General features: G+C 65.3%; 29 protein-coding genes. 10 read left to right on the forward strand and 19 right to left on the reverse strand.

Going from position 1 to position 24,545, the window contains the following annotated elements; genetic code table 11:
* Position 1 precedes the first annotated feature (1 nt).
* From ACSLUQ_RS01120 to ACSLUQ_RS01135, 4 genes are all read left to right on the forward strand, one after another.
* A complete protein-coding gene (locus ACSLUQ_RS01120; RefSeq protein ID WP_417771170.1) occupies positions 2–502 on the forward strand; it encodes a type III secretion system chaperone family protein in 501 nt (166 codons plus the stop codon).
* Positions 499–1,332: a pyrroline-5-carboxylate reductase gene (proC, locus tag ACSLUQ_RS01125; RefSeq protein WP_461807472.1), complete on the forward strand. Its 834-nt coding sequence runs from the start codon at positions 499–501 to the stop codon at positions 1,330–1,332. The genes ACSLUQ_RS01120 and proC overlap by 4 nt, the downstream gene beginning before the upstream one ends.
* Before the next feature lie 145 nt (positions 1,333–1,477).
* Positions 1,478–2,170, forward strand: coding sequence for a TetR/AcrR family transcriptional regulator (locus tag ACSLUQ_RS01130; RefSeq protein WP_461807473.1), 693 nt, complete (start codon positions 1,478–1,480; stop codon positions 2,168–2,170).
* 216 nt (positions 2,171–2,386) lie between these two features.
* Complete coding sequence (locus ACSLUQ_RS01135; RefSeq protein WP_417771167.1) at positions 2,387–2,752, forward strand: tRNA-binding protein; 366 nt, start codon at positions 2,387–2,389, stop codon at positions 2,750–2,752.
* A 42-nt stretch (positions 2,753–2,794) separates the two neighbouring features.
* On the opposite strand, the gene ACSLUQ_RS01140 is transcribed toward ACSLUQ_RS01135, so the two are convergent.
* The 3 genes from ACSLUQ_RS01140 to ACSLUQ_RS01150 form a co-directional block, all read right to left on the reverse strand.
* A complete protein-coding gene (locus ACSLUQ_RS01140; protein ID WP_417771215.1) occupies positions 2,795–4,090 on the reverse strand; it encodes an ATP-binding protein in 1,296 nt (431 codons plus the stop codon).
* A 128-nt stretch (positions 4,091–4,218) separates the two neighbouring features.
* Positions 4,219–4,956, reverse strand: coding sequence for a response regulator (locus ACSLUQ_RS01145; protein ID WP_417771166.1), 738 nt, complete (start codon positions 4,954–4,956; stop codon positions 4,219–4,221).
* 10 nt (positions 4,957–4,966) lie between these two features.
* Positions 4,967–5,491 carry a MarR family winged helix-turn-helix transcriptional regulator gene (locus ACSLUQ_RS01150; protein WP_417771165.1) on the reverse strand — a complete coding sequence of 175 codons (525 nt, stop codon included), beginning with the start codon at positions 5,489–5,491 and terminating at the stop codon, positions 4,967–4,969.
* Positions 5,492–5,807: 316 nt separating this feature from the next.
* Between ACSLUQ_RS01150 and ACSLUQ_RS01155 the strand changes: the two genes are divergently transcribed.
* On the forward strand, positions 5,808–6,710 hold the full coding sequence (locus ACSLUQ_RS01155; RefSeq protein ID WP_417771164.1) for a branched-chain amino acid aminotransferase: 903 nt from the start codon (positions 5,808–5,810) through the stop codon (positions 6,708–6,710).
* Positions 6,711–6,793: 83 nt separating this feature from the next.
* Here ACSLUQ_RS01155 and ACSLUQ_RS01160 read toward each other — a convergent pair whose 3' ends face one another.
* The 4 genes from ACSLUQ_RS01160 to pgsA form a co-directional block, all read right to left on the reverse strand.
* Positions 6,794–8,071 carry a multidrug effflux MFS transporter gene (locus ACSLUQ_RS01160; protein WP_461807474.1) on the reverse strand — a complete coding sequence of 426 codons (1,278 nt, stop codon included), beginning with the start codon at positions 8,069–8,071 and terminating at the stop codon, positions 6,794–6,796.
* 251 nt (positions 8,072–8,322) lie between these two features.
* A complete protein-coding gene (locus ACSLUQ_RS01165; RefSeq protein WP_417771162.1) occupies positions 8,323–8,802 on the reverse strand; it encodes a molybdenum cofactor biosynthesis protein MoaE in 480 nt (159 codons plus the stop codon).
* 10 nt (positions 8,803–8,812) lie between these two features.
* Complete coding sequence (gene moaD / locus ACSLUQ_RS01170; RefSeq protein WP_461807475.1) at positions 8,813–9,064, reverse strand: molybdopterin converting factor subunit 1; 252 nt, start codon at positions 9,062–9,064, stop codon at positions 8,813–8,815.
* A 28-nt stretch (positions 9,065–9,092) separates the two neighbouring features.
* Positions 9,093–9,671 (reverse strand): CDP-diacylglycerol--glycerol-3-phosphate 3-phosphatidyltransferase, encoded by a 579-nt coding sequence (pgsA, locus tag ACSLUQ_RS01175; RefSeq protein ID WP_417771160.1) that lies wholly within the window; start codon positions 9,669–9,671, stop codon positions 9,093–9,095.
* Between the two features lie 224 nt (positions 9,672–9,895).
* Between pgsA and ACSLUQ_RS01180 the strand changes: the two genes are divergently transcribed.
* Positions 9,896–10,603, forward strand: a complete 708-nt coding sequence (locus ACSLUQ_RS01180) for a GNAT family N-acetyltransferase (RefSeq protein ID WP_461807476.1) — start codon at positions 9,896–9,898, stop codon at positions 10,601–10,603.
* 18 nt (positions 10,604–10,621) lie between these two features.
* Here the strand turns inward: ACSLUQ_RS01180 and ACSLUQ_RS01185 are convergent, their stop codons facing one another.
* From ACSLUQ_RS01185 to ACSLUQ_RS01205, 5 genes are all read right to left on the reverse strand, one after another.
* On the reverse strand, positions 10,622–10,918 hold the full coding sequence (locus ACSLUQ_RS01185; RefSeq protein WP_461807477.1) for an HlyU family transcriptional regulator: 297 nt from the start codon (positions 10,916–10,918) through the stop codon (positions 10,622–10,624).
* 65 nt (positions 10,919–10,983) lie between these two features.
* A complete protein-coding gene (locus tag ACSLUQ_RS01190; protein ID WP_461807478.1) occupies positions 10,984–11,316 on the reverse strand; it encodes a thymidine kinase in 333 nt (110 codons plus the stop codon).
* A 53-nt stretch (positions 11,317–11,369) separates the two neighbouring features.
* A complete protein-coding gene (uvrC, locus tag ACSLUQ_RS01195; RefSeq protein ID WP_461807479.1) occupies positions 11,370–13,358 on the reverse strand; it encodes an excinuclease ABC subunit UvrC in 1,989 nt (662 codons plus the stop codon).
* A 104-nt stretch (positions 13,359–13,462) separates the two neighbouring features.
* Positions 13,463–14,287: an SDR family oxidoreductase gene (locus ACSLUQ_RS01200; RefSeq protein WP_461807480.1), complete on the reverse strand. Its 825-nt coding sequence runs from the start codon at positions 14,285–14,287 to the stop codon at positions 13,463–13,465.
* A 111-nt stretch (positions 14,288–14,398) separates the two neighbouring features.
* Positions 14,399–15,421: a calcium/sodium antiporter gene (locus ACSLUQ_RS01205; RefSeq protein ID WP_417771156.1), complete on the reverse strand. Its 1,023-nt coding sequence runs from the start codon at positions 15,419–15,421 to the stop codon at positions 14,399–14,401.
* A gap of 418 nt (positions 15,422–15,839) precedes the next feature.
* Here ACSLUQ_RS01205 and ACSLUQ_RS01210 point away from each other — a divergent pair, with 418 nt between their 5' ends.
* Together ACSLUQ_RS01210 and ACSLUQ_RS01215 are read left to right on the forward strand one after the other, a co-directional pair.
* Positions 15,840–16,517 (forward strand): outer membrane protein, encoded by a 678-nt coding sequence (locus ACSLUQ_RS01210; RefSeq protein WP_417771155.1) that lies wholly within the window; start codon positions 15,840–15,842, stop codon positions 16,515–16,517.
* A 126-nt stretch (positions 16,518–16,643) separates the two neighbouring features.
* Positions 16,644–17,465 (forward strand): phosphate/phosphite/phosphonate ABC transporter substrate-binding protein, encoded by an 822-nt coding sequence (locus ACSLUQ_RS01215; protein WP_461807481.1) that lies wholly within the window; start codon positions 16,644–16,646, stop codon positions 17,463–17,465.
* Between the two features lie 12 nt (positions 17,466–17,477).
* Here ACSLUQ_RS01215 and ACSLUQ_RS01220 read toward each other — a convergent pair whose 3' ends face one another.
* Positions 17,478–18,092 (reverse strand): glutathione S-transferase family protein, encoded by a 615-nt coding sequence (locus ACSLUQ_RS01220; RefSeq protein ID WP_417771153.1) that lies wholly within the window; start codon positions 18,090–18,092, stop codon positions 17,478–17,480.
* 276 nt (positions 18,093–18,368) lie between these two features.
* On the opposite strand from ACSLUQ_RS01220, the gene ACSLUQ_RS01225 reads away from it, so the two are divergent.
* On the forward strand, positions 18,369–18,623 hold the full coding sequence (locus ACSLUQ_RS01225; RefSeq protein WP_417771152.1) for a hypothetical protein: 255 nt from the start codon (positions 18,369–18,371) through the stop codon (positions 18,621–18,623).
* 18 nt (positions 18,624–18,641) lie between these two features.
* Here ACSLUQ_RS01225 and ACSLUQ_RS01230 read toward each other — a convergent pair whose 3' ends face one another.
* The 6 genes from ACSLUQ_RS01230 to ACSLUQ_RS01255 all read right to left on the reverse strand — a co-directional run bounded on the left by ACSLUQ_RS01230 (position 18,642) and on the right by ACSLUQ_RS01255 (position 23,249).
* Positions 18,642–19,691, reverse strand: coding sequence for a DUF1176 domain-containing protein (locus ACSLUQ_RS01230; RefSeq protein ID WP_461807482.1), 1,050 nt, complete (start codon positions 19,689–19,691; stop codon positions 18,642–18,644).
* The gene (locus ACSLUQ_RS01235) at positions 19,672–20,298 is read right to left on the reverse strand and encodes a ribonuclease T2 family protein (RefSeq protein ID WP_461807483.1); all 627 of its coding nucleotides are present in this window, start codon (positions 20,296–20,298) and stop codon (positions 19,672–19,674) included. The genes ACSLUQ_RS01230 and ACSLUQ_RS01235 overlap by 20 nt, the downstream gene beginning before the upstream one ends.
* A 59-nt stretch (positions 20,299–20,357) precedes the next feature.
* Positions 20,358–20,810 (reverse strand): cytoplasmic protein, encoded by a 453-nt coding sequence (locus tag ACSLUQ_RS01240; protein WP_461807484.1) that lies wholly within the window; start codon positions 20,808–20,810, stop codon positions 20,358–20,360.
* 85 nt (positions 20,811–20,895) lie between these two features.
* The gene (locus ACSLUQ_RS01245) at positions 20,896–21,750 is read right to left on the reverse strand and encodes a 23S rRNA (adenine(2030)-N(6))-methyltransferase RlmJ (protein ID WP_461807485.1); all 855 of its coding nucleotides are present in this window, start codon (positions 21,748–21,750) and stop codon (positions 20,896–20,898) included.
* Complete coding sequence (locus ACSLUQ_RS01250) at positions 21,747–22,265, reverse strand: GNAT family N-acetyltransferase (RefSeq protein WP_461807486.1); 519 nt, start codon at positions 22,263–22,265, stop codon at positions 21,747–21,749. The genes ACSLUQ_RS01245 and ACSLUQ_RS01250 overlap by 4 nt, the downstream gene beginning before the upstream one ends.
* A gap of 192 nt (positions 22,266–22,457) precedes the next feature.
* Positions 22,458–23,249 (reverse strand): cold-shock protein, encoded by a 792-nt coding sequence (locus tag ACSLUQ_RS01255; protein ID WP_461807487.1) that lies wholly within the window; start codon positions 23,247–23,249, stop codon positions 22,458–22,460.
* A gap of 618 nt (positions 23,250–23,867) precedes the next feature.
* Between ACSLUQ_RS01255 and ACSLUQ_RS01260 the strand changes: the two genes are divergently transcribed.
* Positions 23,868–24,527, forward strand: a complete 660-nt coding sequence (locus ACSLUQ_RS01260) for an MBL fold metallo-hydrolase (protein WP_417771144.1) — start codon at positions 23,868–23,870, stop codon at positions 24,525–24,527.
* Positions 24,528–24,545 lie beyond the last annotated feature (18 nt).

The following is a 24,545-nucleotide window of genomic DNA, read 5'->3' on the forward strand; positions in this document are numbered from 1 at the left end:
CATGAGCCTCATCGACATCGAATTCGAACGGCCCGCCAATCCAGTCGACACGATCGAGCATGTCGCGGCGATCAACGACTGGGTTTTCGAGCGTTCCTGCGACGAAGAGATCACGATCTCCGTCTCGGGAAGCTGGTGCGACTATCACATTTCCTTCTCCTGGATGGAGGATCTGGAGGCGTTGCATCTTGCCTGCGCCTTCGATCTCAAGGTCGCGGAGCCGCGGCGCACGGAAGTCGTACGCCTGCTCGCGCTTGTCAACGAGCAGCTCTGGATGGGGCATTTCGACCTCTGGAACCGCGAGGGCGTGGTCATTTTCCGGCAGTCGCTGCTGCTTGCCGGCGGAGCCGAGGCGACATCGCGCCAGATCGAGGGGCTTCTGGCGAATGCGCTTGAATCCTGCGAGCGCTACTATCAGGCCTTCCAGTTCGTCGTCTGGGCGGGCAAGTCCGCCTCCGAGGCGATCGATACGGCTCTTTTCGAAACTGCGGGTGAAGCATGAGTTTTTCGAAGGCGCGTCCCCTTGTTCTGGTCGGTGCAGGCAAGATGGGTGGCGCGATGCTCGCCGGATGGCTTGAGTCGGGTGTCGATCCCGCCGCGATCCTGGTGGTCGATCCCAATCCTTCCGACGAGCTGAAGGCGATGGCCGCAAAGAGCGGTTTTTCTCATGCCCCGGGCCTTTCCGACGGGCAGATCGCCGGTGTGATGATACTGGCGCTGAAGCCGCAGATCATGGCGGGAGCGCTGGGCGCGCTTGCCGGTGCCGTCGATGCGAACACGCTCGTCATTTCGGTTGCCGCGGGAACGCCTGCCGCCGTATTCGAGGGGGCCTTCGCGGGAGCCGCGTCCGGTGCGCCGCGTGTCGTGCGCGTCATGCCGAACACGCCATCGCAGGTCGGGCGCGGGATGAGCGTGGGTTTCGCCAATGCGCATGCCGATGCTGATGATCGCGAAACCGTCGACACCTTGATGCAGGCAATCGGCAAGACCGCATGGGTGAACGCGGAGGCCGATATCAACGCGGTGACCGCGGTCAGCGGATCCGGGCCGGCCTATGTGTTCTACCTTGTCGAGGCCTTGGCTGCCGCCGGTGTCAAGGCCGGGCTTTCGGAGGATCTCGCGATGACGCTCGCGCGCCAGACGGTGTGCGGAGCGGGCGAGCTTCTTTTCCGCTCGGACCTGCCGGCAGAGCAACTGAGGCGCAATGTCACCTCGCCCAACGGAACCACGGCGGCCGCGCTTGAGGTCCTGATGGCGCCGGACGGCATTCAGCCGGTGATGGACGCGGCGGTTGCCGCTGCGAAGCGTCGCTCGGAAGAACTCGCCGGCTGAAAGCGGGCCCGTGCGGCCCGTCTCCCTTCGCCGCGTGTTTGCTCCAGGCTCCGCTGCGCCTTGCGGTGGGGTCGCCATCCTCGCATATCGTTCCTACATGTAGGTTTGCCAGGCGGGTGCCGCCGACAGCAGACAGGAGCACGAGATGGCCAGCCAGAAGACCAGACGGAAGATCGTCGAGACCTTTCTCGAGCTTGTTGGCGAGCGTGGTTGGGGCGGCTTCGAGATGGCCGAGCTCGCCGAGCGCGCCGGCGTGAAATTGTCGGCGCTGCGTGCGGAATTTCCGGACAAGATCCACTGCTACAAGGCGTTCCTCTCCCAGGTCGACCAAACCGTTCTCGACGGCATCGATCCGTCGATGAAGGACGAGCCCGCCCGCGACCGCCTTTTCGACGTGCTGATGGCGCGCCTCGATGCGCTGGAGCCGAGCAAGCCTGCGCTGCGGGCTCTCAGCCGGGATGTACGACGCGATCCGCAGCTCGCCCTTGCTGTCAACGGCGAAAGCGCCCGCTCCCAGCGCTGGATGCTCACGGCAGCCGGAATTCCTGCAAGCGGGTTTCGCGCGCGCATGATTGCGCAAGGTCTGGTGCTTGGCTTTGCACGGGTCGTGGATGTGTGGCTCGACGATGAGGATCCGGGCCTTGCCAAGACCATGGCCGCGCTGGACAGGCAACTCGACGAGGGCGAGACCTGGATCGGTCGCGCCGACAGGCTTGGATCCTTCCTGAAACCGCTGTTCAGGGCAGCCGGCGCGCCTCGCAGGGGCGCAAGCGGCGAGGCTAAAACCTCCGCATCAGCGCCCCCGTCGTCGGATGAACCCGGTTCCGCGCCGGCCTGACCAAGGCAGGTGTCACCATTGATTTTCCACCGGTGTGGCAGGCAGGCTACATGCCGTTGGTCTAGTCTTGATGCTCCTTCGCTTCCGCCGTCCGGCGGTTGGCAATCCCGAAAACACAAGGCAGACATGCTGGAAGACTGTCGTTCTGGAGTGCGTCCCCACCGGGGCGGGCCGGACGACGGACAGGCAGACAGATAGACAAGGCAGGAGCGCAGCATGGCAACGCATGACGCAAGCGAGGTCGCCCCGACGATTTCCTTTGACGACTTCATGAAAGTGGATGTTCGCGTCGGTCGGATTGTCGAGGCAGCGCCCTTTCCCGAAGCGCGCAAGCCGGCGTTCCGCATGATGATCGACTTCGGCCCGATCATCGGCGTTAAGAAATCCTCGGCCCAGATCACGGTGCACTATACGCCCGAGGAACTCGTCGGCCGGCGGGTGATGGCAGTGGTCAACTTCCCCCCTCGCCAGATCGGCCCGCTCATGTCCGAGGTCCTGACCCTTGGCGTTCCGGACGAGAATGGCGAGGTGGTGCTGCTGTGTCCCGACAAGGACGTGCCGGTGGGTGGGCGCCTCTTTTGAGGCGTTTTCCGCGCGGCCTGTCGGCGTCACGCCCAGCATCTTTCAGATAGGGATCCGAACCCGCGCGGACAGCCCTCCCAGCGTCGCGCTCTCGCCCAGAACGATATCACCGCCATGGGCGCGCACGACATCGCGGGCGATCGCCAGTCCCAGGCCGCTGCCTCCCGCGTCGCGGTTTCGCGCCTGGTCGAGCTGGTAGAACGGCCGGAACACGCTCTCGCGCTCTTCCTCCGGTATGCCGGGGCCGTCATCCTCGATGACGATGGTCAGCCAGCCGTCGGAATTGCGACCCTCGATATGAACGTTGTCGCCATAGCGTGCGGCATTGGTGACCAGGTTGGTGAGCGCGCGCTTGAAGGCGAGCGCCTTGACCGTGACCGTCGGCGGTCCGGTGAAGCTTGAGGAGACATTGGCCTCCAGGATCTCGGCTTCCGCCTCCAACTCCTCGAAGACGAGCGCCATGTCGGTCGGCTGGGCCTGCTCGTCGCCTTCGCCGCGGGCGAAGGCGAGATAGTCTTCCAGCATGGATTTCATCTCGTCCACGTCATGCTGGAGCGCGTTCACTTCCTCGCTCTGCGGAAACAGCGCCAGTTGCAGGCGGAAGCGCGTGAGGATTGTCCTCAGATCGTGGCTGACGCCAGCGAGCATTGCCGTGCGCTGTTCGATCTGGCGCTCGATGCGGCGGCGCATCTCGATGAAAGCCTGCGCGGCGCGGCGCACCTCGCGGGCGCCGCTCGGGCGAAAATTCTCCATCGGGCGTCCCTTGCCGAAGCTTTCGGCAGCATTGGCAAGGCGTTCCACCGGTCTTGTCTGATTGCGCAGGAACAGCAGCGCGATGATCATCAGGACAAGCGATGTCGACACCATCCAGACGATGAAGAAATGAGAGTTGGAAGCGTAGGTCTGGCTGCGTCGGGCGATCACCCGCAGGGTGTGGTCCTCGAGCAGGATGCGGATCTCGATGAAGCTCGACCGACCGACGGTGTCGATCCAGAACGGCCGTCCGATACGCTGGCTGATCTGCTGGGAAAGATAGCGGTCGACGATGTCGAAGAAGGGCTTGGGCCGAGGCGGCGGCAGCGGCTCGGGCGGCAGAACGGTGACCGCCAGGTTGAGTTGCAGGCGAGCCAGTTCGACCAGCTGCTCGATGTCCTGTTCGTCGGGATGGCGCTCTATCAGTTCCGCCAGCATGGCGATGTCGCGCACGACGGAATCCGACAGGCGCTGGGTGACGAGATTGTAGTGGCGTTCCATGAAGACGAAGGCGAGCACCGCCTGCATGATCACGAGCGGAACCACCAGGATCAGAAGCGTGCGCGGAAACAGCCCTTTCGGCATGTGCCGATAGAGCGTGTGCGCGAGCCAGCGATAGGGCAGCACGAGACTGAGCGCGAGGCGCCTTGCGGGTGCGGGAAACGCAGGAACCTTGCGGCGAAGGGCGCGCAGCCGTTCCCCGGCGAAGCGGGTCAGTCGCATACGAGACGATAGCCGATGCCGCGCACCGTCTGCAGGAAGAGCGGATTGCCGGGATCGGCCTCGATCTTGCGGCGGAGGCGGTTGATCTGCACGTCGACGGTGCGTTCGCCCAGGCCGCTGTCGCTGCCGACGATCTCCGCGCGGGGCACGGTGTCGTTCGGCTTGTCGGCGAAGATCGAGAGAATCTCCTTTTCCCGGTCGGTCAGGCGCACGGCTTCGTCGCCACGCTTGAGCTCGCGGCGGGCGGCGTCGAAGATGAAGGGGCCGAAGCGGATATCGGCGGGCGGCGGCGTGTCGGTGTCGGTGCGCCGGCGCAGGATGGCGCGGATGCGCAGCAGCAGTTCGCGCGGTTCGAAGGGCTTGACGAGATAATCGTCGGCGCCGGCCTCGAGACCGGCGATCCTGTCGGATGAATCAGAGCGCGCGGTCAGCATCAGGATTGGCACATCGCTGCGCGCGCGCAGGGCGGCAGCCAGTTCGAGACCGCTTTCACCGGGCATCATCACGTCGACGACGAGCAGATCGAAGGAAAGTCCCTCAAGCCGGCGGCGGGCCTCGGCGGCGGTTGCGGCGGTGGTTATGCGGAACCCGTGCTCGCTCAGGAAGCGGCGCAGCAGCGTCCTGATCCGCGTGTCGTCGTCAACGAGCAGCAGGTGCGCGGCATCGTCATCCGGCGCGCTGCCTTTTCGGTCGCCTTGGGCGCGGGCATCGAGTGTATCGGGGCTCAACGCGGGCTCCTCAGCTTCTCTCGATCAGTCGGGCCACGTCGGCGCGCTGGTCGGTGTCGATCATGTGAAAAAGGAACTGGCGTGCGATGCCTCGGGCCTCGGGCGCCATGTCGTCGAGAGCTCGGTGGATGCGGCGCGCCTGAAGATCCGTCAGCCGCTCCGCCAGAGCGTGACCGCGTTCGGTGGCGAAAAGAAGACGTTCGCGCCGGTCGTGCGGGCCCGGCTCCTGGAGGATGAAGTCCTCCTCGACGAGTTGCTTGAGCACGCGGGCTAGGCTCTGCTTGGTGATGCGCAGGATGCCGAGGAGATCTGAAACGCGCAGGCCGGGGTTGCGATTGACGAAATGCAGGACCCTGTGATGCGCCCGCCCGAAGCCGAATTCCGCGAGGACTGCGTCGGGATCGGAAGTGAAATCGCGATAGGCGAAGAACAGCAACTCGATCAGGTCCACGGCGCAGTCCGGTCCCGTCGGATCGGTCCCGGAGGCGGCCTTCGACGGCGGGATTCCGGGGTTTGAGAAATTTACGTCAGTCATATTGACTTATATCCGACCGATTGTTACACGTTGGAGGTCTTCTGCGAAACGATCGTACGTCATCGTCCGTCAAGCATGGTGGATGTTGTCCTTCGGCTTTGCAGAGCGTCTCATTCCCGGTCGTGACGGCCTTGTTTCAGGTGGTCCTGCCTTGCGGTTTCGACACCATACAAAGAGTTGACGAAGCGCGCAAAAGGGAGTTGCCGGGCCATGGCCCGGTCGGACGGGAAGGACATTCGGGACGTGGCGTGCGAAGGCGCCGCGCAGGCAATCGCAAGCGGGATGAAGCCCGCTGCAGATCGGGAGTTTAGACGAGATGGCGCAGATCCCTTTTGATCAACGCGACGGATACATCTGGTACGATGGTGCATTCGTGCCCTGGGCCGATGCCAAGCTGCATGTGCTGAGCCACGGCCTGCACTATGCCAGCGGCGTGTTCGAGGGCGAGCGCGCCTATGGCGGCGAGGTGTTCAAGCTTGGCGAGCACACCGACCGCCTGCATGAGTCGGCCCGCATTCTCGGCTTCGAGATTCCCTATTCGGCGCAGACCATCAACGATGCGACACGCGAACTGCTGCGCCGCGGCAATCTGGTCGATGCCTATGTGCGTCCGATCGCCTGGCGCGGCAGCGAGATGATGGGCGTGTCGGCGCAGCACAACACGATCCACCTTGCCATTGCCGCCTGGGAGTGGCCGAGCTACTTCGATCCGGCAGCGCGCCTCAAGGGCATCCGCCTCGACATGGCGCCCTACCGTCGCCCGGACCCGGCAACGGCCCCCAGCCGCTCGAAGGCCGCCGGCCTCTACATGATCTGCACCATCTCCAAGCACGAGGCGGAGCGGAAGGGGTATGCCGACGCCCTGATGCTCGACTGGCGCGGAAATGTCGCCGAGGCGACCGGTGCGAATGTCTTCTTCGTGAAGGACGGCCAGCTGCACACGCCGAAGCCGGACTGTTTCCTCGACGGCATCACGCGCCGTACGGTCATCGACCTTGCCAAGCGTCGTGGCATCGAGGTGATCGAGCGGGTGATCCTGCCGGAGGAAATGGAAGGCTTCGAGGCCTGCTTCCTCACCGGAACCGCCGCCGAGGTGACGCCGGTCTCGGAGATCGGATCGTATAATTTTGCTGTCGACGCGATCACGACCGCCCTGATGGAAGACTATCAGGCGGAGGTTCAGCCGAAGGCGGAAGCAAAGCTCGCCGCCGCGGTCTGACCCAAACAGCGCGCGGAAGAAAAAAGGCGGTCCGAAAGGGCCGCCTTTTTTGTATGTCCTTGTTCGGATCCAGAGGCCGCCGCTCAGGCCTTGAACATCTGTCCGCGCTCGGTGATCGCAACGATGATCAAGGCTGCCACCGCGAAGACGGCGAAGCCGACTGTCAGCGGCACGACCGTTCCGTCATACTGGCTCGATACCAGGAAGCCGAGCGCGGCACCGCCGCAAGTCGTGATGAAACCGATCAGGGCGGAAGCCGTTCCGGCGACGTGGCCCTGCGGCTCCATGGCGATCGCGTTGAAGTTCGGACCGATCATGCCAAAGGCGAAAATGCCGAGCAGTAACAGGCCGGTGAACGTGAAGAGGTTCGGCCCGAAGGCCATTGCGACGATGACCTGCAACACGCAGACGACGGCATAGAAGGTCAGAGCCATGTGCGACAGCGGCTTCAGCCCGATCCGCTCCACCACCGAGGCGCTGAAGAAGGAAGACACGGCGAGCGCCAGACCGGTCATGGCAAAGACGAGGGGGAACAACTCGCCAAGGCCGAAGGCTTCGGCAAAGATCTGCTGGGCGGAAGCGATGAAAGCGAAGAGTGCGCCGATGATGCAGGTGAAGGCGAGCGTATATCCCAGCGACGTACGGTTGGTCAGAACATGCGCGAAGGCCGCAAACATGCCGCGCAACGAGAACGGATGCCGTTCCTCGCCCGGCAGTGTCTCGCCGAGACGCAATCCGCTCCATGCCAGCAGGGCGAAGCCGCCGAAGGCGAGAAGCAGGAAGATTGCTCGCCATGGCCCGAACAGCAGAACCGCCTGTCCGGCCGAGGGAGCGAGAATGGGCACCGTCATGAACACCATCATGACCAGCGACATGATGCGTCCCATTTTGGCTCCGGAGTAGCAGTCTCGCACCATGGAGACGGCGACGACACGCGGGGCAGCGCAGCCGACTCCCTGGAGCAAGCGGCAGAACAGGAACTGCTCGTAGGTGGTGGCGAAGATCGCGAGCAGCGCTGCGGCGGCATACAGCGCGATCCCGCACAGCAACACGGATCGACGCCCGAAGCGATCAGAAAGCGGTCCGCAGATGAGCTGTGCGGCGCCAAAGCCAAGCAGATAGACGATCACCACCTTCTGGCGCTCGTTCGGATCGCCGACCAGAAAGTCGCGGGCTATCTCGCCGAGCGCGGGCAGCATGATGTCGGTTGCGAGAGCGTTCAGCGCCATTAGCGCGGCCGCAAGCGCCACGAACTCGCGGAAGGAAAGGCCGTGGCGAGGAGTTTGCCCGCCGGTGGTGGGACCTAGCATGGCACCGGCAAGCGGTGCGGCGGTGGTGGCGGGGGCAGAGGAGGGTGGCATGTCTTTTCCGAACGAATGTCGCGCTCCGCGAAACGGGTTCGAGGGGCGTGGGCACACCTTGGCGTGCAGGAAGAAGGAAGGCTGGCGCTCTGGTGCGGCAGCAATGCTGAAACGGGGCGACCCGGTGGATGCGGCGCGTGGAGGCGCGCCGGGTTGCAGATACTGCAGACCAACCAGGCAGGTCCGGAACCTTCGGTCCAAACCGTGCCGGGGTCAAGCCACTGTTTTTTGACGGTCCGGGGAGGGCCGTGTCAGAGGCGACGCCAGCGTTCCGCGTCGGCGCTGTCGGCCTCGCGCGCATCCACCCAGGCACCGGCGCTTCCGTCCCTGAGATGTTCCTTCTTCCAGAACGGGGCGCGGGTCTTGAGATAGTCCATCAGGAATTCGGCCGCTTCGAACGCCGCGCGGCGATGGCGCGAGGCTGCAACGACCAGAACGATGTTTCCACCGGGCGGAATTCGTCCGTGGCGGTGGATCGCGGTGAGACCGGCGAGCGGCCAGCGCCGGGAGGCCTCCTCGGCGATGCGCATGATCTCGGCTTCCGCCATGCCCGGATAGTGCTCGAGCTCGAGAGCCTCCAGACGCCCATCCTCGTCTCGGCAAAGGCCACTGAAGGTGACAACAGCACCGATGTTCGCGCTGGCAGCGGACAGCGCCGCGACCTCGTGTGCGGCATCGAAGTCCTCGGCCTGGATGCGCACGGTGATAGGAATGGCGGCGGGGGCGTCCATGGCGCTTTGCTCAGCCGCCGGTCATCGGCGGGAAGAACGCGATTTCGCGCACGCCGGCAATTGATGCATCGTGTTCGGCGTGCTCGTGATCGAGGGCGACGCGGATTGCGTCGCGTTCCTCAAAGGCATGCGCATGGGCTTCGTTGCGCTCGGCGAGCCAATCGATCAGCTCGCCGACCGTCCCGACATCGGCCGGAGCCTCGATCGTTTCCGTCTCGAGACCGACGCGCTCTCGCACCCAGGCGAAATAGCGAAGCTGCATCCTGTCCCCCGTTTCCGTCGCGCGGTTCTCAGTCGCCCATCAGGTGGCCGATGCCCGCGCGGAAATAGTCGTACCCCGTATATAGCGTCAGAACCGCGGCAATCCAAAGGGCGGTCAGCCCGGCGATCTGCGTTCCCGGAAGAACCGCCTCGCCTGCGGGCCCGGCGAGCAGTAGCGCCATGGCGATGAGCTGCACCGTCGTCTTCCACTTGGCCAGTTTCGTCACGGGCACGCTGACGCGCAGTTCCGCCAGATATTCACGCAGGCCCGAGACGAGGATCTCCCGACACAGGATAATGGCGGCGGCTATCATCGACCAGCCACCGATATCGCCCTTGGCGGCAAGCAGCAGCAGGCATACGGCGACCAGAAGCTTGTCGGCGATCGGGTCGAGCATCCGTCCGAGGCGTGATTGCTGCTGCCAGGCACGGGCAAGATAGCCGTCGAAGAAGTCCGTGATCGCGGCGACGATGAAGATCGCGAGCGCGGTCCAACGGGCGCCATGGCCCGGAAAATCGGGAAGCAGGCACATCATGACGGCGGGCACGGCAAGGATGCGCCCGTAGGTCAGGATGTTGGGGAGGCTCCAGACGTGGGATCGCGACATGTCTCTGACGGTCTCGCGGTTTGCCGAGCGGCACGGATGGTTGCGAACCTTCAACCATGTAGGCAGGCCGCCGTCAATCTGGCAGCGTCCGTCAGGTGGTAACCAGGGAGCCAGCCGACAGGCATTTTACCGGGCAAGTGGCACTGGCGGAGGGAAGGATGCACTGGCAAAGATCGCGAGGCGGTGCGCCGGGCAACGGTTCAATTATGCGAGAGGACTGCGAGATGAGCGAGAGGACGAACGATCTGGGCCAGCCGGTCGGCGCGGAACTGGCCGGCTGGACGGCTCGGCCGGCACCGCCGCGCACGCCGATGCAGGGCAGGCTCTGCCGTCTGGAGAGCTACGACGGCGCCCGCCACGGGCAGGATCTCTTTGCCGCCTATGCCTTGGATGCGGAGGCGCGCAACTGGACCTATCTTGGCTATGGACCGTTCGCGACGTCGGAAGAGTTCGCGCGTTTCGCCGAAGCCACCTACACCGGCGATGATCCGCTGTTTCATGCGATCATCGACAGGGAAACGGGCAGGGCGGTTGGCGTCGCCAGCTATCTGCGCATCGACCCGGCGAATGGCGTCGTCGAAGTCGGGCATATCCACTTCTCGCCGGCAATGCAGGGCACCGCACTGGCGACGGAAGCGATGTACCTGATGATGCGTCGCGTCTTCGACGAACTGGGATACCGGCGCTACGAGTGGAAATGCGATGCGCTGAACGCCCCCTCGCGCCGCGCCGCGGCGCGCCTGGGTTTCACCTACGAGGGAACCTTCCGCCAGGCGATGATCTACAAGGGGCGGAACCGGGACACCGCCTGGTTCTCGATCCTCGACGGCGAATGGCCTGCGATTCGAGACGCCTTCGAAAGCTGGCTCGATCCGGCGAATTTCGATGAGGCCGGCCGCCAGAAGCGCCGGCTCGATGCCCGCCGGGTGTGATCTGACAGGTCCTGTCGCTCAGGAGAACAGGCGGTCGCCCTGTTCGTCGATGATCTGGCGAGCCTTGCGCAACGCGAATTCGGCGGCCTGCTCGGCCGTCGGCATCAGGTCGGCGCGAATGAAAGGCTGTTCGCGCATCTCGCCATCGGCTCCCGCCTTGGCGATTACGCCGGCGACCTGCCACTGCCCGTCGCGGTTCGTTGGGGCGGGGGTGATCGCAAAGCCCTTGTAGTCGGTCGCGTCGAAACGCGTACCGCCTCCGCTCTTTTCCGTTCCGCCGCCGAAGAGCCCGCCAAAGATCTTGCCGAACACCATGCTGTCCGTTCCTTCCCGTCGTTGATCCGATCGCTCGTCGCTGCTGCTGTCCCGATGGCGCTATGTCAGACTGCGGCTTCCGGCTCCGCTCGCCTGGCCCCGGCTCTGTCATGGCCGAGATCGCGCTCACGCCAGTGACGACGGCGCAGGGAAACATAGCGGTCCTCGCCGACGATCACCACCTGTTCGCCCCCGTCGATCCGGGACACCATCGTCGCCTTGCGGCCGCACCGGCAGATCGTCTTCACCTCGCGCAGTGTCGGCGATGGTCGCAATTTGCCAGACCTGTGCCTGGTCAGGAATTGGGCCTCGACCACGGCCATGAGGTTCGTGCCGATCTTGAACAGGTCCGCCTCCGTGCCTGATCCACTGTTTTGGCTATTTCCGCCGGATTCCACTGGTAGGGGCCGGTCGGGATTTTCACAGGTTCGCTGCGCTGCGCGGCAGGCGCCTATTCGTGGAAGTGGTCATAGACCGTGCGGGCGACGGATTCCGACACGCCTTCGACGGCCATCAGGTCGGAAATGCCCGCCTTGGAAACGGCCTTTGCCGTGCCGAAGTGGCGAAGGAGCGCGCGCTTGCGCGCCGGGCCGACGCCGGCGATTTCGTCGAGCGGGCTCTTGGAGATGTCCTTCTTGCGCCGCGCCCGGTGGGTGCCGATGGCGAAGCGGTGCGCCTCGTCGCGCAGGCGCTGGACGAAATAGAGCACCGGATCGCGTTCGGGCAGCATGAAGCTGTCCTGCCCCGGAATGAAGAACTTCTCGCGGCCCGCGTCGCGTTCAGGCCCCTTGGCGATGCCGACCAGCGGCACGTCGTCGATGCCCATTTCCTCAAGCGTTTCGCGAACCGCGTTGAGCTGGCCAAGACCGCCGTCGATGAAGACGAGATCCGGCCAGGCCGGCATGACGACGGGCTCGGAATTCTCCGCGCCCTCGGCTTCGGTCTCCGCGGCGATCGGTGCCCCCTCGGCACGCAGATCCGCCTCGGCGCGCGCCTTGCGCACGGAGGGGCGTTCGTCGGCGTGTTCCTTGAGGAGGCGGGAGAAGCGGCGCGTCAGAACCTCGCGCATCATGCCGTAGTCATCGCCCGGGACAAGGTCCTGGGACTTGATGTTGAACTTGCGGTACTGGCCCTTAGCGAACCCCTCGAGCCCGGCGACGATCATGCCGCCGACGGCGTTGGTGCCCATGATGTGCGAGTTGTCGTAGACTTCGATCCGGTGCGGCGCGGCGTCGAGGCCGAACACCTTGGCGACACCCTTGAGAAGACGCGCCTGGCTGCTGGTCTCGGCAAGCCGGCGCCCGAGCGCCTCGCGGGCGTTCCTGACGGCGTGTTCGATGAGTTCCTTCTTTTCGCCCCGTCGCGGCACCGAGACCTCGACCTTGTGCCCGGAGCGTTCCGTGAGGGCCGCGGCGAGCAGGTCGCGCTCCTCGATGTCATGCGACAGAAGCACGAGGCGGGGAACGGGCTTGTCGTCGTAGAACTGGGCGAGAAAGCTCTCCAGCACCTCCGCTTCCGTGAGCGAGCGGTCGGCGCGCGGGAACTGCGCGTGGTTGCCCCAGTTCTGCCCTGTGCGGAAGAAGAACACCTGGACGCAGGTCTGCCCGCCTTCCTGATGGACGGCGAAGACATCGGCTTCTTCCACGGTCTGCGGATTGATGCCCTGGTGCGACTGGACGTGGGAGAGGGCGGCGAGCCGGTCGCGGTAGACGGCGGCACGCTCGAAGTCGAGCGTCTCCGAAGCCTGCTCCATCTGGGTCGCCAGTTCCTTCTTGATGATCTGGCTGCGTCCGGACAGGAAGGCCTTCGCCTCGGCGACGAGGCCGGCGTAGTCCTCCAGCGAGATCTCGCCCGTGCACGGCGCGGCGCAGCGCTTGATCTGGTGCAGAAGGCAGGGCCGGCTGCGATTGGCGTAGTAGCTGTCGCTGCAATTTCGGACGAGGAACGCCTTCTGAAGCGCGTTGATCGTGCCGTTGACCGCACCGGCAGAGGCGAAGGGGCCGAAATAGCTGCCCTTGCGCCGGCGGGCGCCGCGGTGCTTGACGAGCGCGGGCGCATCGTGATCGCCGGTGACGAGGATATAGGGGAAGGACTTGTCGTCGCGCAGCAGCACGTTGAATCGCGGGCGCAGCCGCTTGATCAGGTTCGCCTCGAGCAACAGCGCTTCGGTTTCCGTGCGTGTCGTGACGAATTCCATCGAGGCGGTGGCAAGGATCATCCGCATGATGCGGTTGGATTGGCCCTGCAGCCGCGTGTAGCTGGTTACCCGCTTCTTCAGCGAGCGCGCCTTGCCCACGTAGAGAACCTCGCCATCGCCATCGAGCATGCGGTAGACGCCGGGGGCGAGCGGCAGGCGGCGGACGAAATGAGAGATCACGTCGACGCCGCGCGAGTCGGGCGCGAGCGGCGCACCGGCGCTCTCGAACACGGGGGCGGACATGTCTTGCGTGTCCGACGGCTCGGCTGTCGGAGTTGCAGTGTCAGGTGTTTCCGGCGGGGCCCGCTTGTCGTCGCGTTCGCCGTCGCCGTCCGTTTGTTCGTGGTTCATTCCATCATGCCTACGACGTCAGGCGTCTCCCAGGCAAGGTGCTGTCCGCCATCGAGCGCGATCATCTGCCCGGTGATCGAGGGGGTTTCCCACAGGAAGCGGATCGTGCGGCCGAACTCCTCCAGCTCCGCCTTGCGCTGCAGCGGCACGGCCGCCACCTGCATGGCGAAATCTTCTGGCTTCTGGCGCGTGTTGGCGAGCGTCGGCCCCGGTCCGATGGCGTTGACGCGGATGTGCGGGGCAAGGCCCTGCGCCATGGTTTGAGTCGCGCTCCACAGGGCGGCCTTGGAGAGCGTGTAGGAGAAGAACTGCGGCGTCAGCTTCCACACCCGCTGGTCGATGATGTTGACGACGAGGCCGCTCTCTCCCGGCGGCAGGGCTCGGGCCATCTGCTGGGTCATGAAGATCGGCGCGCGGGTGTGGATCGCCATGTGGCGCTCGTAGAGATCGCCCGTCAGCGTGCCGATCTCGTCCGGTTCGAAGATCGAGGCGCTGTTGATCAGCAGGCGCACCGGGCCGAGTGCCCGGTTGGCTCGGTCGACAAGATCGGGTGCGACGTCGGGATCGGTGAGATCACCTGAGACGGTCTCGGCCCGCCCGCCGGCATCGCGGATCTCCGCGGCGAAGGCCGCAGCCTCGTCTTGCGAGGTGTTGGCGTGAATCGCGAGGGCGAAGCCGTTGGCGGCGAGGTCTGCGGCGATGGCGCGGCCGATGCGCCGTGCAGCGCCCGTGACGAGCGCCACGGGCTGCCGCGTCTCGCTGCTGGCCTGGTCGCGGGCGTTCGAGCCGGTTGTCGGTTCGGCAGTCGCAAGGCTGCGCATCTGGGGTCCTCAATGGCTGGGGGCGGGCAGTCGTCCGTCCGGCTGCCCGCTGCGTCGGGAGTTCCTACGCGGAGTTCCCGGCGGCGGATCGGTGCTGGCGCTTGCGCCTGCTCAGACCACCTTGCCCAACTGGAACACGGCCAGGATATACAACCCATAGAGTGTGCACAAAACGACGCCTGCGGGCCAGCGTATCGTGGCGCGAAAATAGGCGAGCGCAAGCACGAGCACGGCTGCTGCCAGCATCACCCAGACGTCGAGCTTCAGAACCTCGGCGGGAATGTCGACCGGCACGACCATGGCGGTGATGCCCATGATGGCGACGAGGTTGAAGACGTTGGAGCCGATGACGTTTCCAAGCGCGACGGCAGCATGGCCGCGTAGGGCTGCCATCAGCGATGTCATCAGTTCGGGAAGAGAGGTTCCAAGCGCGACCACCGTAAGGCCGATGACCGCTTCGGAGACACCCCAGTTTCGGGCGAGCGCCGATGCGCCTTCGATGGTGAAATGCGCGCCAAGAGGCAGGCCGACAAGGCCGACCACGATGAAGACGATTGCAAGAGCCGAGCTCTCCGGAACGCCCTCAACCTCCTCGAAGGGAGGCTCGCCGCTTGCGCAGGCGTCATCCGCAGGAGCCGGCCCGCAGGCCTCGGCGACAGGCTGCCCGTGGCCGCTGGCGGCACGATGCTTGCGGGTCGCGCGTACGGATTCCCATAGGAACACGGCAAGCAGCAGCAACAGGATAGCCCCGTCGACGCGCGATATCGGCGTGTGAAAGCACATGGCGACGAAGACCGCGCTGACGACCACCATGAAGATCGAGTTGCGCACCGCGCCGTCCTCGCAGCAGCGCGTGGCGGCGAAGATCGCGGGAAGCCCGAGCACGGCAAGGACATTGGCGATATTGGATCCAACAACATTGCCGATGGCTATGCCCGGCTGGCCGCTCAGCGCCGCATCGAGCGAGATTACCATTTCAGGAGCGCTGGTTCCGAAGGCAACGATCGTCAGGCCGATCACGAGGGCCGGAATGCCGAGCTTTTCGGCTATGCCAACCGCACCCCGCACAAGAACGTCGCCCGCAACAATAAGGACGACGAGGCCGCCAATGAGGCTGACATAGTCGATGATCATGAACTCTGAGGACCCGGGCGTAAGGATGGCTTGCGGAAACTGGCGAGCAGCGCGTGACACGCGGAACAGCAAGCTCGAGGCGCGCGACATTCTCGCGCCCTTCACCGTCTTCCGTCATCCCGCTCCACCGTCTTTGAGCACGCCTTCCGACGCGCTCCGACCCTATATATGTATTCGCGGGCCGATGAAAACCCGTCATGGCGGGTTGCGTGCGGGAGGGAACCGCCGCCAAGGGCGGATCCGCCCGGTGCCGGTATGGTAACCATTTGCTTACCCTGTCACGAAAAAATCAATCTTTGCCCGCAGATCTCCTCAATTCATGACGGGCGCTGCCACATTCGGATCCCATATAGGAGGCTCGGGGGGCACGCGGCTTCTGGCCGTTCGCACGAACCACCTTTGTAATTGGAGTATCCGCATGAAACGTCTAGCAGCTGCAGGCATGACAGCCGTCGTCTCATTCGCCGCGGCCGCGACGGCACACGCGGCCGACCTTCCGCAGCCGGCCGAGCCCCAGTCCTACACCTACGACGACCCGGTGCCGGCCGCGCGTTTCGACTGGACCGGCTTCTACTTCGGTGGGCAGATCGGCGGCAATCGTTCCGACTTCGAGACGAGCGCCACGACGACCGGCCGTTTCAAGAACGTCGACAACGGCTTCACCGGCGGTGTGCATGCCGGCTACAACTACATGATGACGCCGGAGTTCCTGCTGGGCGCCGAGGCCGACTTCAATCTGTCGGCCATCGACAAGACCCGCACGGTTGCGGGCGTCAACTACAAGACGTCGAGCGACTGGAACGGCACCGTGCGTGCCCGTGCAGGCTGGGCGTTTGATCGCTTCCTCGTGTTCGGTACCGCTGGCCTTGCCATCGCCGACATCGATGTTGCGGCGAATGGCGTCAAGGATAGCACGACCAAGGTCGGCTGGGCCGCGGGTGCCGGTGTCGAGGGTGCCGTTACCCAGAACGTCACGGCCCGCCTTGAATACCAGCACCAGGGCTTCGGCAGCGAGACCTTCGCGCTCGGCGGTCAGGCCTACAAGACGGATCTGTCCAACAATCAGGTCCGTTTCGGCATGAGCTACAAGTTCTGATCAACGAATTCGATCGGGAAAATGCCAAGAGGGAGCCGTTGGGCTCCCTCTTTTTTTGTGCGGTTGAGGTGTCGTTGCGTCCGACCTAGGCTTGCCGCCTCGAAGTGGGCGGTGAAGAGGGGCGAGATGAGCGATGCGGGAAACGGTGCTGGAGCGGGGCCAGCCGCGCTTGCCATGTATGATTGGCCGGAAATCGGCGCCGAAACGGATGCCTTGTGGGCGGCGCTTGCGCGCGCGCTGCGCGACGAGGGGCTCGACCCGCCGAAAGTGCTGGAGCGACAGCGCGAGCTGTTCTCGCTCTGGAGCGATCCCGACCTTTTCCTGGCCCAGACCTGCGGCCTTCCCTACGTGCGCCATCTTGCCGGGCGGGTGACGCTTGTCGGTGCCCCCGCCTACCGGCTGGACGGCTGCGCGCCAGGCCAGTACCGCAGTGCGCTCGTCGTGCGGGAAGATGACCTGTCGGAGGGGATCGCCGCGTTTCGCGGCCGAAGGGTCGCCTTCAACCACCCGGGCTCTCAGTCGGGGGAGGGCGCGCTGCGGCATCTGGTTGCGCCGTTGAGCGAGGAGGGTCGGTTCTTCTCGCAGGCGCTGGAGGCGGGTTCCCACCGCGGTGCCTTGCGTGCGGTTGCCGAGGGGGCGGCCGACATCGCCTGCCTCGATGCGGTGAGCTGGGAGCTGGCTAAGCGGCACGAGCCGGCCTCAGCCAGCGTGAGGGTGCTTGCCTATACGCCGCCGACGCCCGGCCTGCCGCTCATTTCGGCCGTCGGGCGCGCGGCGGATCTGCCCAGGATCAGGCGCGGGGTCGCACAGGGCATCGCAGCGCTCGACCCGGAGATCCGCGAGGCTCTGCTCCTGGCTGGCTTCGTTGCGTTCGAGCCACGGGACTATGAGGTCATCCGCGAGCGCGACCGGCAGGCAGCCGCGCTCGGGTATGGCTTCCTGGCCTGATCGCGGCCGGCTTCAGCCGGCGAAGCGTGTCGTGCCGTAGGACGGAACGGCCGCCTCGAAGGCGTCGAGCCAGGCAACGAGCGTCGGGTGCTGATTGCGCCAGGAGCCCTCGAAGCGCAGGTCGAGATAGCCGAGCGTACAGGCCAGGGCAATCTGGCCGATATCGGGCGTTGTGCCCTCGTTCACCGTTGCCGGCGGCGTCTTTTCCAGTTCCCCGAGCCCGCGGGAGACCTTCTCCGCCTGATAGGCCAGCCAGTCCGGATGCCGGCGTTCCTCGGGGCGGAAGCGCACCTCATAGACCTGAAGCAGCGCCGCATCGGCGATGCCATCGGCGAGCGCCTGCAGGCGGAGCACCGGGAAACGGGCGTCGCCTGCTGGAATGATACGTCCGCCGCCCGCCAGGTGGTCGAGATACTCCACCACGACCCGGCTGTCATAGAGCGCGGTGCCGTCCTCGAGCAGGAGGGCTGGTATCTTGCCGAGGGGGTTCTGCGTGCGGATGGAGTCGCCCGGATCGGTCGTGTCGGTGGCCTCGACATGCAGCAGGGCGGCAAGGTCGAGGACGGCGGCGGCGATCTTGGCCTTGCGGCCGAACGGGGAGGCGGGAGACGAGCGAAGAACGAGCACGGATGGATCCCTGTTTCATGGGGCGGGAGCAGTCGATTCGATGCTCCCGGGCCCGGGCGTGAAACGAATACGGGTCGGGCGGTTTTTGCCGGAACCCGACACCGGCTGGTTAACGCGAGATTGTATTGAATGCCAGTCGCTTGAAAAGAAGCAATATCTTCAGTGCTTTATTGTCGAAAATTGCGCTCGAAGGGGTAACTGAGCGTTAACAGGCGGTTTCTAGCTTGCTGAAAAGTGCCGGTCGCAGGTCGGTGCGACGAGCAGCAGGACCGCCGGATGCGCTTCTCCCTTGCCTCTCCATTTGTCGCTGTGCGGCGCGTGCTTTTGCTGATGGGGCTGGTCTATCTGGCGTCCCTTCCGCTGCTTGCGCCGCTGCGTCCCGAGGTAATCGACGCACCGCTGTCCCGCTATCACGCGGCCGTGAATTCCATCTTCACGGACAACTGGGGCAGCTTCGACCAGGTTCCCGACGCCCTGCGTCGGATGCCGGAGGTCGTGCGCCAGCGGTTTGAGGCGATGCTGAAGAGGTAATCCCTCGCACCGCAGCCCTCAGCCTGGCGGGTGGATGCGTTGCCAGCGCGCCGGGCGCGCCGCATCCTTGCAGGTGTCGGGTCCCCACAGGCTCGTGAGGCGGAAGGCATAGTCCCGCCATTTCCAGGTCGCGCGATATCCGCAATGGCGGTCGGAGGGGCCGACGTGCTCCGCCGTCAGTTCTCCCGTGTCCGCGTTGAAGCGCGGGCGGGGCAGAAGATCGGTTCCGACCCAGCCGAACCGGGGGTCGTGAACGGCGAAGACGAGTGTCTCGACGCCGCCGATCTCACCTGAATCCCGCAGATAGAGCCGGTATGTCTCGCCTCCGGAGGTACCTGATGTGCAGGGGAGCGCGTAGAGGGTCGCGACATCGGAGAGCACGCCGATGACGACAGGGGCATCCGCCAGCCCCGGGCTTTCGGATGCCTCGCAGTCGGAGGTGCGGGCATGGCGTTCCAGCACGGCATAGGGGACGCCGAGGGCGCGCACCGCCTCTTCCCGGCCAAGGCGCGGCAACTGGCGCGCGGGCGGTATCGGCGCGAATGTTCTGGCGTCTCCCGTGTCGTTGGCAAGCTCGTCCATCGCAGCTCTCGATCCGCTCAGAGAAAACAGGGCCTCATGAGCGCCGCCGAGTGCATCGAGAAAGGAAATCCGAAGGCCTTGGCCCTGGCGCAGGGCCTCGACAAGCGTGCGTCCGGCGCGCGGCGCGGTCACATGAAGCCGTTCTATCCTGTCTGCGGGTGCGAACTCGTCGGGCCGAAGCACATGGACGGGCCGGTCGTCGATCTCCCATTGCATGGCGCGCCGGTCGTCGGGACGTGGAGACGACGTCTCGAAGGCAAGCGCGATGCCGCCGGGCGTCCGTTCCAGGCGCAGGCGGTAGACGGGCGCGCCCGTCGCCGCATCAACGCCCGTTGCCTCGGCGAAGCAGGGAGCCTGCGCGGAGCAGGAAACCCGCCAGCCGCCGGTGTCATCGCGGGCCTGCGCCGTTGGCGCGCAGACGAGCAGCAGGGTCAGCCAGAGGCCGCGCAGTGGAAAGACGGGTGTTTCAGCGCGGCGCGGGAACATTGATCTGCCTTTGCCTGCAGCCGCGCCTGTCCACCGCGCGGCAGGACCTGAAGTCGAGATCTCTGGTCAGGCAGATGCGCACCTCGGAGAGCCTTCCGGCCTCGCATGTGACGGCCATCGCCGAATCGCGCAGGCCCGGATTGGCAAGACGAAATGCTGTTTCGACCGCAGCCGGGGCGACGCGTCCGCCGTCGCGCGTCGTGGCGAAAGCAGCGGGGATCCTTATCTTCTCGAATGCCTGACGGGTGAGAGCGAAATAGTCGTCGGGCTCGAGCCCCGAGCAACTGCCGTGCTTGCGCCACTCGTGGCGGATCAGCCCCCGGCTCGGCATGATGTCGAGCATGCGCTCCACCGTGCCGCGGCCCGGCTCACGGTATCGCGTCCGGCAGGATGAGGGATATCCGCGCTCGTTCTGCGGCCAGAGGCCGTGAACGACGAAGCGGAACGGCTTTGCCACCTTGCACTGGGTCGGATCGGCCTTGCGCCCGGCGCGGGCGCAATAGCTCGGAGACCATGAGAGCGAGAGCACATAATAGTCGAACTCTCCGCTTTCGGCCGCATGCGCCGACTGCGGTCCCGCCGTTGCAAGACCGAAGAACAGGAGCAAGGCGCCAAGACAGAGATCAACAGCGCGGCAATGATATGCCGCGCTGGCAATGCGATGCCTCACGGACGGACAGTGCGGCAACGAGCGTCGTAGACCCGCCAGGGATCGACGCCGGCAACGCAGGCCTCAGCCTTCCACCCCAGGCCGACAAAACCGGCGTGTTCCATGATCGCGTAGTAGACGCGGCGCTCGCGCCCGTCGCTCATCGCGGCGCGGGCCTCGCAGAAACGCCGTGCATAGGGGCTTGGCCGGTTGACCGAAAAGCCTGTCTCTACGATGCGTTCCATGGCGCGGATCGTCAGGCCGCGACCGTATTCGACGTCGGCACGGGCAACGCGACCGGCAACCGCGTTCTGAACCGCCACATCCTCGCAGGCTGGAACGCGGGGATCCCCGTTCCAGGAGAAATAGGGGCGTTCTTCGGCCTTTGCTCCACTGAATGCCGAAGCGGCAATCAGAATTGCGCCGGCGCACAGGGGGGCAAGGGTTCGCAGCGAAGCGAAAGCGGGCATGTCGGTCTCCTCGGGAGGCTGCTTCGAATGCACGATGCGGCAGTGCGTCTTGGCGGTCAAGCTGGCGGGAGGGGCTCCACGCGGATCATTTCTCGCCCGTGAGCTGGAGAACGCGCCAGTCTGCGCCGCGGCCTTGCGCGAGCGTCGTCGTCAGCCAGGGCAGAACGGTCTCGAGTTCGCCTTTCAACGTCCAGGGCGGATTGATCATGATCAGGCCGCTTCCCATCATCGGACCGTCGGTACGCGCCTGCCCGGCGAAATGCTCTGCGACCATGATCCGCTCGATGCCCGAAACGCTCATCGCGTCGTAGAAGCGCTTCACGGTCTTCTTGTCCTTGATCGGATACCAAGCGATGAAGCAGCCTGTGCCCCAGCGCCGCCACCCCTTGTAGAGGCCGGTCGCCAGCTTCTCGAACTCGTTGGTTTCCTCAAAGGCCGGGTCGATCAGCACGATGCCGCGCTTTTCCTTCGGCGGCACGAAGCCGCGCAAGGCGTTCCAGCCGTCAAGCTCGATCGCCTTGACGTGAACGTCGCCGGCGAAAAGCTCGGCCAGCTTCTGGAAATCGTCGGGATGCAGCTCGGTGACCGTCAGGCGGTCCTGCTCGCGCATCAGCTTGCGGGCAAGCAGCGGCGATCCCGGGTAGACGGAGAGCTTTTTCGCGTTCTCCTCCATGCCGCGCACGACGTCGAGCCAGGGTGCCAGGATCTCGGCGACCTTCTTCGGCATGTCGGCTTCGAGCACTCGGCCGACGCCCTGGCGCCATTCGCCGGTGCGCTGCGCATCGCCTTTTGTCAGGTCATAGCGGCCCAGGCCGGCATGGGTGTCGATAATCCGGAACCCGCCGGGTTTCGACTGCAGGTAGGTGATGACGCGGGCGAAGACCATGTGCTTGAGCACATCGCCGATGTTGCCGGCGTGAAAGGCGTGGCGGTAGTTCACTGTCCGGCCTCCTTGAGTATGGCCGCCACGGGGCGGGCTAGAAAGACAACCGCCTTGTCGCCATGGTCGGCGGTGCCGATCTCGGAAAAACCGAGGCGGGAATGAAAACGCAGCGAGCCCGGGTTGGCCGGGCGGGTGTTGACTTCGCAGGCAAGCGGCAGCGCAGCGTTGCGCGGATCCGCCGCCGCGCGCTCAAGAACGGCCTCGTAGAGCTTCTGGCCATAGGACTTGCCCCGCGCGGACGGCGCCAGCGCGATGCGGTCGACATAGAGGAACTCGCCGACCTCGCGCTTCAGCCAGGCGAAGTTACGGCTGTCGTAGGTCGCGGTATGGTCGAGACAGATCAGCACGCCGACCGGGATCTCGTCCTCGACCGCGACGAGGGTCATGACACTGGCATCCGCCAGAGCATGCAATTCGGCCGCGCCTATGCTGTTGACCGCCGGAAGGCTGGCCTCGTTGACAGCGAGAACGGCATCCGTGTCGGCGCGGGAGAAGGGTCTGATATCCACCATGGGTACGGTCCGGTGCGATCTGGGAATGCGGGGCCGGCGTCCGCAGACGAAGCCAGCTCCGGGATAGGGCGTCGACGGCGGTCCTGTAAAGGTCTCGCCACAGCTTTCGGGGGAAGGGGAGGGGGCAGAAAAGAAATGCGGCGGCCCGCGAAAGGCCGCCGCATTCCGGAACCCGGACAGGGAGGGCAGGCCTCAGGCCTGCTCGCCGCCGTCTTCCTCGATCTGCAGTTCAACGGCCTTGGGACCCTTGCCATGTCGATCCGGCTCGGTTTCGAAGGAAACGCGCTGGTCGCTCATGAGGGTTGTCAGGCCGGATCGTTCCACGGCGGAGATGTGAACGAAGACGTCCGCATCGCCATTGTCCGGCATGATGAAGCCGAACCCCTTGTCCGCCTTGAAGAACTTCACGACGCCAGTCTGACGCGGGCCGCGCTCGACAGGCGGACGTCTCGGTGCGCCGCGATCACCACCGCCGAAACGGTCACCGCCGCCGCTGCGATCACCACCGCCGAAACGGTCGCCACCGCCGCTGCGATCACCGCCGCCGAAACGGTCGCCACCGCCGGCGCGATCACCGCCGCCGAAGCGGCCGCCACCGCCAGCGCGATCACCACCGCCGAAGCGGCCGCCACCACCGGCGCGATCACCACCGCCGAAGCGACCACCGCCGCCGCTGCGATCACCGCCGCCGAAACGGCTGCCGCCGCCGCCGAAACGATCACCACCGCCGCTGGCGCGTTCACCGCCGCCGCCACCAAAGCGGTCGCCACCGCCAAAACGATCACCGGCAGGGAAACCGCCGGTCTCTTCGCCCGGGGCACCCCAGCTCGTCTCGCTGAAGCTGTCCCGCCGCCCGCCGCGCTCGGGCTTGTTGCGCTTGTCGTGGTCGTTACCACCGCCGAATTCTTCCGGATCGCCGCCAAAGTCCTTCGAACCACCGCGCCGTCTGCCTTGCCGACGGTTGTCCGAACGCCAGTCATCCATGTTAAATTCACCCTGTATGAACCCGCTGCTCCGCCGGGCTCGCTGGTCAATGTGTTGGCGACGTCCGGTATGATCGCAATCTTGCCCGGCCACGCCCTGTTCACGCCGCGTCTGTCTGGGGATGTCGCACCCGTCGCTCGGGCCGTGACCAAGGGGTCCAGGCCCAAAGGCTTCCGGGACAAAGGAGCGGGAGTGCTGGGGGTTCAGGCATCAGGCGATCCGCAATGGGCGTTGCCCCCTGCATCACCAGCCGCTTGACGCCAGGCACGAGAGAACTTCTTTCCCGTCCCCGCATGTTCGGCACCAAGAACGCCGAACATCCTAACCGTCACATCCCAGACCTTGTCCGCCGCCACATCCTTGCCAATCGCGCACGCATCATACGTGTGGAGACGTGGTTCGGGCAAGGAAAACCCTGCGAAACGCCATAGCTTGCAGGTTCTCCAGAGTGAATCCCCGCCCATTCCTGCCGTAAATTGCGGAAATTGACAGGGCATGGAGCCCTCGCTTGCGTGATGGTTGTCAAGCGGCGGGGGGCGGGTTACCTGAATGGATACCGAAGGCTGCGGCCACCCGTCCGCTCAGCAGCTCCCTCCAGCGCCGAAAGAGCTTCGCACCATGTCCGAAACCGATCAGGCAGAACCGCCCGTACAGATTGTCGTCATTCCCGTGACGGCCTTTCAGCAGAACTGCTCGGTGATCTTCGATCCGAAGACGAAGCTTGGCGCGGTTGTCGATCCCGGCGGTGACGTCGAGCGGATCCTGGAAGTTCTGGCGGAGCATGGCGTCAAGGTCGAGAAGATTGTCCTCACCCATGGCCATATCGACCACGTCGGTGGTGCGGCGGAACTCGCGGAGCGGCTTTCCGTGCCGGTCGAGGGGCCGCACAGGGCCGACGAGACGTTGATCGCCCGGGTCGAGGAACAGGCGCGTCAGTTCGGGGTCGACGGCGTGCGCGTGGTGACGCCCGACCGCTGGCTGGAAGAGGGTGACGAGATGTCGATTGCCGGTCGCAGTTTCCAGGTGCTTCACTGTCCCGGACACGCACCCGGTCATGTGGTCTTCTTCGAGCCGGAGCTGAGGTTCGCGATTTCGGGCGATGTGCTTTTCGCCGGCTCCGTCGGACGCACGGATCTTCCCGGTGGAAACCACGAGACGCTGATCGCCTCCATCCGCGACAAGCTTCTTCCGCTTGGCGACGACGTCAGCTTCCTGCCGGGCCATGGCCCGGCCTCCACGATCGGTCACGAGAGAAAGACGAACCCGTTTCTTCGCTGAGGCGGTGCGCTTCGGAAG

Source organism: Stappia sp. ICDLI1TA098, assembly GCF_054880955.1.

Excerpts from the sequence above, each read along its gene's own strand:
- ACSLUQ_RS01120 (WP_417771170.1), top strand. The coding sequence starts at position 2 with ATGAGCCTCATCGACATCGAATTCGAACGGCCCGCCAATCCAGTCGAC.
- proC (WP_461807472.1), top strand. The coding sequence starts at position 499 with ATGAGTTTTTCGAAGGCGCGTCCCCTTGTTCTGGTCGGTGCAGGCAAG.
- ACSLUQ_RS01130 (WP_461807473.1), top strand. The coding sequence starts at position 1,478 with ATGGCCAGCCAGAAGACCAGACGGAAGATCGTCGAGACCTTTCTCGAG.
- ACSLUQ_RS01135 (WP_417771167.1), top strand. The coding sequence starts at position 2,387 with ATGGCAACGCATGACGCAAGCGAGGTCGCCCCGACGATTTCCTTTGAC.
- ACSLUQ_RS01140 (WP_417771215.1), bottom strand. The coding sequence starts at position 4,090 with ATGCCGAAAGGGCTGTTTCCGCGCACGCTTCTGATCCTGGTGGTTCCG.
- ACSLUQ_RS01150 (WP_417771165.1), bottom strand. The coding sequence starts at position 5,491 with ATGACTGACGTAAATTTCTCAAACCCCGGAATCCCGCCGTCGAAGGCC.
- ACSLUQ_RS01155 (WP_417771164.1), top strand. The coding sequence starts at position 5,808 with ATGGCGCAGATCCCTTTTGATCAACGCGACGGATACATCTGGTACGAT.
- ACSLUQ_RS01160 (WP_461807474.1), bottom strand. The coding sequence starts at position 8,071 with ATGCCACCCTCCTCTGCCCCCGCCACCACCGCCGCACCGCTTGCCGGT.
- ACSLUQ_RS01165 (WP_417771162.1), bottom strand. The coding sequence starts at position 8,802 with ATGGACGCCCCCGCCGCCATTCCTATCACCGTGCGCATCCAGGCCGAG.
- moaD (WP_461807475.1), bottom strand. The coding sequence starts at position 9,064 with ATGCAGCTTCGCTATTTCGCCTGGGTGCGAGAGCGCGTCGGTCTCGAG.
- pgsA (WP_417771160.1), bottom strand. The coding sequence starts at position 9,671 with ATGTCGCGATCCCACGTCTGGAGCCTCCCCAACATCCTGACCTACGGG.
- ACSLUQ_RS01180 (WP_461807476.1), top strand. The coding sequence starts at position 9,896 with ATGAGCGAGAGGACGAACGATCTGGGCCAGCCGGTCGGCGCGGAACTG.
- ACSLUQ_RS01185 (WP_461807477.1), bottom strand. The coding sequence starts at position 10,918 with ATGGTGTTCGGCAAGATCTTTGGCGGGCTCTTCGGCGGCGGAACGGAA.
- uvrC (WP_461807479.1), bottom strand. The coding sequence starts at position 13,358 with ATGTCCGCCCCCGTGTTCGAGAGCGCCGGTGCGCCGCTCGCGCCCGAC.
- ACSLUQ_RS01200 (WP_461807480.1), bottom strand. The coding sequence starts at position 14,287 with ATGCGCAGCCTTGCGACTGCCGAACCGACAACCGGCTCGAACGCCCGC.
- ACSLUQ_RS01205 (WP_417771156.1), bottom strand. The coding sequence starts at position 15,421 with ATGATCATCGACTATGTCAGCCTCATTGGCGGCCTCGTCGTCCTTATT.
- ACSLUQ_RS01210 (WP_417771155.1), top strand. The coding sequence starts at position 15,840 with ATGAAACGTCTAGCAGCTGCAGGCATGACAGCCGTCGTCTCATTCGCC.
- ACSLUQ_RS01215 (WP_461807481.1), top strand. The coding sequence starts at position 16,644 with ATGAGCGATGCGGGAAACGGTGCTGGAGCGGGGCCAGCCGCGCTTGCC.
- ACSLUQ_RS01225 (WP_417771152.1), top strand. The coding sequence starts at position 18,369 with ATGCGCTTCTCCCTTGCCTCTCCATTTGTCGCTGTGCGGCGCGTGCTT.
- ACSLUQ_RS01230 (WP_461807482.1), bottom strand. The coding sequence starts at position 19,691 with ATGTTCCCGCGCCGCGCTGAAACACCCGTCTTTCCACTGCGCGGCCTC.
- ACSLUQ_RS01240 (WP_461807484.1), bottom strand. The coding sequence starts at position 20,810 with ATGCCCGCTTTCGCTTCGCTGCGAACCCTTGCCCCCCTGTGCGCCGGC.
- ACSLUQ_RS01250 (WP_461807486.1), bottom strand. The coding sequence starts at position 22,265 with ATGGTGGATATCAGACCCTTCTCCCGCGCCGACACGGATGCCGTTCTC.
- ACSLUQ_RS01255 (WP_461807487.1), bottom strand. The coding sequence starts at position 23,249 with ATGGATGACTGGCGTTCGGACAACCGTCGGCAAGGCAGACGGCGCGGT.
- ACSLUQ_RS01260 (WP_417771144.1), top strand. The coding sequence starts at position 23,868 with ATGTCCGAAACCGATCAGGCAGAACCGCCCGTACAGATTGTCGTCATT.